Genomic DNA, 573 nt, shown 5'->3' with positions numbered 1-573 from the left:
TTCTTCTCCAGGTCGGTGACCAGGCGCGCGCGCACGCCGCGCCGATGCTGTCGGTGCACGCGCGCCTGGTCACCGACCTGGAGAAGAAGCGCGGACTGGACCGGGCGCTGGAGGCGCTGCCGACCAGGGGCCAGTTCAAGGCCATGGAGCAGGCAGGAGACGGCCTCACCTCGCCGGAGCTGGCCACGCTGATGGCGCACGTGAAGCTGGCGCTCAAGGACGACGTGCTGGCCAGCGACCTGCCCGAGCTGGGCACGTTCGCGAGCAGGCTGCCGGAGTACTTCCCGCACCCGCTGCGCGAGCGCTTCGGCGACGCGATCCCCTCGCACCCGCTGCGCCGCGAGATCATCGCGACGCTGCTGGTGAACGAGGTCGTGGACGGCGGCGGCATCTCCTACGCCTTCCGCCTCGCCGAGGAGATGACCGCATCGCCCACCGACGCGGTGCGCGCCTTCGCGGTGGTGACCAAGGTCTACGACCTGCCGTCGCTGTGGCGGGAGATCGAGGCGCTGGACAACGTCATCCCCACCGACGTGGCCGACGACATGGTGCTGGAGTCGCGGCGCCTGCTCG

General features: G+C 70.9%; 1 pseudogene. It reads left to right on the top strand.

Features of this window, described 5'->3' with window-relative positions:
- Positions 1–573, top strand: a pseudogene (locus CCN37_RS38095) (NAD-glutamate dehydrogenase domain-containing protein); the annotation flags it as partial.

It is taken from the genome of Allokutzneria sp. NRRL B-24872 (assembly GCF_002155965.1).
Classification (GTDB): Bacteria; Actinomycetota; Actinomycetes; order Mycobacteriales; family Pseudonocardiaceae; genus Allokutzneria.
The sequence above is the reverse complement of the archived record's forward strand: the minus strand, read 5'-3'. Positions and strand labels throughout refer to the sequence as shown.